The organism is Prevotella merdae (assembly GCF_900290275.1).
Lineage (GTDB): Bacteria > Bacteroidota > Bacteroidia > Bacteroidales > Bacteroidaceae > Prevotella > Prevotella merdae.
Map to the genome: position 1 here is coordinate 1 of NZ_LT985334.1, position 5,403 is coordinate 5,403.

The window sequence follows — 5,403 nt, forward strand, 5'->3', positions numbered from 1 at the left end:
GCGACAACCCAATACTGCACATGGCACGGTTGGGCTATCGCTCCGCAATTCGTTCAGTTCATCCAATCCATTAGTATATATATCCTAAGATGAATGAATTTATATTTGTGTATTGGCTTTGGTTGGCAGCCATAGACAAGTAACACATCTTTTTTCTTTCCGCCAGTAAAAATGGTTCTTGAAGTAGAAGTAACAGGGAAAATGGTTATTGGGTAGCAAAATTTGTTGCACAGGATTTGTTTTTCATTTTGTTGGTCCTTTCTTGTCACCCAATAAAATGATGCTTACGTTTGCATTATTGTGTACCTACTGATAATCAAGTAGGTAACAAATAAGAATTGCGGTCTTGCTATGTACAACGCTAATAGCCCACGTCGCGACACATTATAATATACCACGTATTAGCATATCATTGTATTGAAACAACAATATGCTGTTATACGAAGTGATATAATGCACCCGTCGTAGACATTCATGTTGCCTTATCTTTTGGAAGCGGATTCAAATTTGCGAGATTCGAAGACTCCAAGATAACGTTTCATAAACGTCTTTTACCTGTAAATATATACCCAGCAACTCAACCTTAAAAGGCTATCTGTGGGTTGTTGCAAAGATAAGAATTGTTATTCGTATTTGCAAGTTTTCATACAAAAATGTAGACAATCAATTGTTAGTCTGAAAAAATCTTAAAAGTAAGGCCTATATGTCCGGCAAAATATCCTTTTGTCTTATCCATGTCTTGTTCGCCATCCATTACTCCACCAATACCGCCAGTAATACCAATGGACTTATATATAAAAAAGGTGCCTTCAACAAATGCTCCAACTCCAATATCTGTTTTGTCAAAATCCTTGAAATATTGTGGACCACCGTATAGTGCAAGGGCTATATATTTGTTAAGATGAAACTGAACTCCTGCATTCCAATATATTTTCTTGTTGTTATTAGTATGCTCCTCATATTTTGTATTATAGCCTACTGCTGCAGAAACGCCTACAACACAAGGAGATATATAGCGGGCTCTTATGCCCAATCCGCCATAAGGATAGCCATAACCTGCATCAACGGTCACAACATTATAGTCAATATCCCAACCTTTTCGCGAACTTGTCTCAGAAAGCCAATAAGCCATATTTTGCGTAAAATCCGAACTGTTTCCTTCTGATATGTTTGAAGAGCCATTGTAAGAAGAGTTGTTGTCATCATAAACAGACTCTTCACTTTCAGATTGGTTTTTAGTTGTAGGAAATAATGTATTTAATACGTAGGTACGTACCGTAGTCTTGCCAGTACCAACAGAAACGGTGCTTCCCGTCTCCATTATCTTACGACCTTGACAATCAAAAGCCTCAAACCAACTTAACGATGTAGGTATTCGCAATTCTGTTGTCAGGGTGTATTCACCTGCCGACGATTTAATGGTAATTGGTGTGCATACTTTATTACCAGCCTTAAACACAGTGACATAGTCGTTGCCCATTGCATTCTGACATACAATAAGCATTATTATAAATAAAAAATGTCTCATAATAATATAGCTTAGTTAAAAGATAATACTTAAATTCTAGAAGAGCCTCTACAACTACCAGAACAAGAGTTTGTACAACTTCCAGTGCAATGGGTTTTACATCCATTTGTACAGTTGGAGGCACAATTCAAGGTGCATGTTTGCTGGCACAAGCTTACACATCCCCAACTGCAACCGCTTGTTGAGCCACCACCCGAATATCCGCTACTATCATATCCGCCTGAATAACCACCTCCATCAGTGTCTCCTCCAAGAGCATTCATTAGGCTATCTTGCAAGATGCTACAACTAACAAAAGATGTGCTTAATAGAGGTAAGGCTATACTGGAAACCTTTCTAAAGAACTCGCGTCTTGACTTTAAATCCTTATTCTGCATAATATCATAAAAACAATTTGAAATTATTTATAAAAGTTGGAACATAGCATAGTGAAAAACACTACGCTATGGGAGACTATTAGTTATACTCTACCTGGTTTCTACAGGTAAATTTGCAACCGCCTTGACAACCGTTTATACAGCGCCCTCTGCAGCTTCCAACACAATTCTCACTGCAAGAATGAGCACAGTGGTCGGCGCATTTGCCCTCGCAACCCGTAAAACAATCTTGCGCACAACCATTTTGACAATTGGTATCACAACCGCTTGGAGTCTTTTCGGCTGCAGTTACAATGCCCGGAATATTTGACAACATCATCAAACCCAAAACAGGCAAAATGCCCTTTCCTGCTTTCTTGAAGAAATCTCTGCGAGACTGAAGTTCTTCGTTCTTGTTATTTGCCATAGTGATAAAAATAAATGCCTTGCAGAACTCCCGAGAATAGGCGGTTAATTAAAGATCGAATAGATAGATACTAAAAAAGACGTGGGAGTCTCTAATTCTCGCTCATCCCAAGTCTTCAGGCTCTCGCATTGCCTCCGCTCCTAGGATAAGCAACACAGATAGCCCACGTCATGACGCATTATAAAATACCACGTACAAGCATACCATTGTATTAAAACAACGATACACTATAATACGAGGGGGATATAATACACCCATCGTGGACATTCATGTTGCCTTATCTTTTGGAAGCGGATTCAAATTTGCGAGATTCGAAGACTCCAAGATAACGTTTCATAAACGTCCTTTACCAGTAAGTATACCCACAAGCCCAACAAGGACTATCCGTGAGTTGTTGCAAATTTAAACATAATTACCCATACTTACAAATTTTTATGGCAAAACTTTATATATCAAATAACGTACCCAATACTTGCCTTGCCGTTTTTTTCCTTTTGATTAGCATATGTCGGCATAGGGCAAGGTTGAACTTCACTCAGTCTATGCATTTGATATTACAAATATAGATAATCCGATAAGGCTCTTTCTAAAGAGTATTACAACATAATAATACTCCTCTGCGCAGATATACCTAAGCTGCACGGATGGGTTTCTATTAACATGTTTTGTTTATATCCTCAACTACCTTATCACTACTCATTCGCCGAGCATCTTCGGAGACGGATGCGGTGATAAGATTATCTACATGGAAGATGTGACAACCCCGGTTAAGTAAAGGATATGAATAGAATCTATCAACAAGCGTTATATTATAGTAACTTCAATTCCTGCTTGCCATTACAGCCTAAGCGTGAAGAATTGAGTAATAATGGACAAGGGTACATAGAAAGGGTGGGTGAACTGTTTGATAAGGCTATTAGTGAACTTTAGCAACCAGAGTCTTTGAGGCATGAGAATATTGACGAAAGCAATGCTTATTTGCATATTCAAGGGCATCAGCTATATAAGCTTATTTTACAAATATATCAGGAGAATATTTTGAAATTTCTTCAACAGACGATTTAACATCAGACAAATCTAATCTAACGTCATTCCTCCGCAACCACAGAAAAGGTCTACTATTATATACTTCTTTTTTGCCATATTATTTTCATTCCTCACTTTTAAAGTTTTCTCGCTACCGACAGAAAGTCTATTTTGTCAGCAAGAATATGCTTATTTATCGTTATCTTCTAAATTAGGCAGATAATCACTGGCTTTTGCTGATGAAATCACTCCGTGCCCTAACTTTGACTCCAACTGCGTACGTGCGGCTTTCGCTACGCTGCCACCATCCTTAGCCACTTGCTTCTGCTGATGGAATCCATTAGGGTTGCGCTGTTTGGACAGCTCCGTAGCAGATGCCTCGGCAAGCATATTGAGGGCTATCTCCATGTTGGTCATGTTGTCGCGCAGGCTCTCCTTCTTCAGACCTTTAAAACTCTTGTATTGTTTGGTTGTCATTCCGCTCCACTCTCGGGTAATGATGTCGGTAAGAGAAGCATATTGCAGACCTTGCTGCACCCCCGTGCGTGCCCATTCATCTGTGAGTTCTTTCATGATTTCTATAGACTTAATACGCTGGTTTATCCAAGCATCAGAATATCCCAAACGCTTGTAGTCAACAATGGCCTGATCTATGCTCTTTTCAGGATCCTGCATCTGTTCCAAACGAGTGCTTGCCACATGTGCCATCCAAACCTTGAAAGGCTCTGCCTTTGGTGAAGGAATCGACTGGATAATGCGGAAAAGCTGCTCAGTATCAGCAACGTCTGTCATGCGCAATTTGCCGTCTGAGGCACGAAGCTTCAAACGGTTACAATTTGTAACCGTTTGATTGCCTTCTTTTACAAGCCTGTGTTTCAATACTTTCCAGTAGTTTCGCGCATGCTCAGTATCTGGTTGTTCCGTCAGCACACCGCATACATCCACGATGGAGAAATACCATTTTTCCTCCTTGTCGTCCCATACGGTTCGCACTTTCTTTTCTTCAAACCGTTGAAGAGATTCTTTCTTCGTCATATCTCTATTTGCTATATTTTAATATGTGTTTTACTTACAAAAGTAGCTATATTCTATTCCTGCTTGCCATTACAGCCTAAGCGTGAAGAATTGAGTACTATGCCTTATTGCTGCCAGCCCGCTTTTACCCAAACCTTGTGGCTACCTTTTCCTTTTGATTCGAAAGGAGCCTCGTCGCCTTCAGACAGCTTTTTCAGTTCGCCAGAGGCGGATGTGCGGCTAAGGTTGTTAAGGGTTGCATATTCTTGCAGGGTAATAACTCCGTGCTTGTCAATCCAGTTGGTGGCACGCTTGATGCGCTCTTTTGGCGTGTATTTGTTCTTGTACAGACGACTAACGCCTCCCATGTCGCGCTCCAGAACCGTTTTGCTTTTAAGATGTTTGATAAGTTGTGGCGACGACTTATAGTTGACGTCCTTCACCGTAACATTGCGATAGAGCATTTTGTCGTCATTGTCGGTCATCTCCACAGGCTTTTTATCGTCGAATTCGAGCGATAGCGAGAAGGTGCCTATGTCGTCGAGCTTAACGGTGTAGCCTTGGGACAATAACCTGACAAGGCAGTCGCCCATGTCGGTGAGCACGGCTTCTATTATGCTTTCAGAAATTGTATGGTTGTAGGAGTGTAAATTCTTGACAAACTCCTTTGTGTCCAACTGGCGGTTGGTTACAATCTTTGGAAACACTCGGTTTTTGCCAACGCCGTTGAGGCTTGACATTTCTTGTAGCTTGTACTTTGGCATATTTTTGCTTTTTATTAGGTTTATTTCTCTTTGTAACTGTATTTAAATGTCTGTTCTGTGACACGGAACGACCATTCGGTGACGCGGAACGGCCATTCGGTGACACGGAACGGCCATTCGGTGTCACGGAACGGAGATTTATTATGCAAAGATACAATTCTTATTGTGGTTTAACGATTTTAGTTGACCACTCTAAGTATTATTGATAATACAAGTTGACTCAGTTATTACTTATTTATAATTCACGTTGACTTATTTAATTTTAGTCATACTTATAGTTGACTACTT

General features: G+C 40.1%; 4 protein-coding genes. All 4 read right to left on the bottom strand.

What is annotated here, in order from left to right:
• Positions 1–670 precede the first annotated feature (670 nt).
• On the bottom strand, positions 671–1,528 hold the full coding sequence (locus tag C9991_RS16390) for a hypothetical protein (protein WP_157949524.1): 858 nt from the start codon (positions 1,526–1,528) through the stop codon (positions 671–673).
• 1,998 nt (positions 1,529–3,526) lie between these two features.
• Entirely contained in the window at positions 3,527–4,372 is an 846-nt protein-coding gene (locus tag C9991_RS16400) for a BRO-N domain-containing protein (RefSeq protein ID WP_106813541.1), read from the bottom strand.
• A gap of 104 nt (positions 4,373–4,476) precedes the next feature.
• Positions 4,477–5,115 (bottom strand): HU family DNA-binding protein, encoded by a 639-nt coding sequence (locus C9991_RS16405; protein WP_106813542.1) that lies wholly within the window; start codon positions 5,113–5,115, stop codon positions 4,477–4,479.
• A 20-nt stretch (positions 5,116–5,135) separates the two neighbouring features.
• On the bottom strand, positions 5,136–5,264 hold the full coding sequence (locus C9991_RS17205; protein ID WP_255414814.1) for a hypothetical protein: 129 nt from the start codon (positions 5,262–5,264) through the stop codon (positions 5,136–5,138).
• Between the last annotated feature and the right edge of the window lie 139 nt (positions 5,265–5,403).